The sequence below is a fragment of the Pseudomonas sp. SIMBA_067 genome (assembly GCF_046534675.1).
In the GTDB taxonomy this organism is placed as follows: domain Bacteria; phylum Pseudomonadota; class Gammaproteobacteria; order Pseudomonadales; family Pseudomonadaceae; genus Aquipseudomonas; species Aquipseudomonas putida.
In genome coordinates this window covers 1-232 of record NZ_JAWRYH010001445.1, presented here as the reverse complement: position 1 = coordinate 232, position 232 = coordinate 1, and the positions used below count along the sequence as shown (strand labels likewise).

Annotated in this window: 1 protein-coding gene; it reads right to left on the bottom strand. The window is 70.7% G+C overall.

Annotated features, from left to right (window positions below; translation table 11 throughout):
• The coding region (locus SB765_RS34195; RefSeq protein ID WP_410933098.1) for a spore coat protein U domain-containing protein at nucleotides 1-232 on the bottom strand (232 nt) is incomplete at both ends.

The following is a 232-nucleotide window of genomic DNA, read 5'->3' as shown; positions in this document are numbered from 1 at the left end:
GCCGACTACCAGCGGCTCGCGCCAAGCCGCGTCGCGGTAAACGCGGTAGGGAATGGGCCGGGCCGAACGGTCGCTGCTGGCGAGGTAGCGCAACTCGCCAACGCCGCCATGCTGGCCGCCATCGACGCGTATCTGGTAAGGGGTGTCGGGGTTGCACTCCAGGCGCGGCGGGCGCTGGCTCAGCAATACGCCACTGAGCGGTGCGTCCGGGCCGTCCAGGCGCGCTGTTACC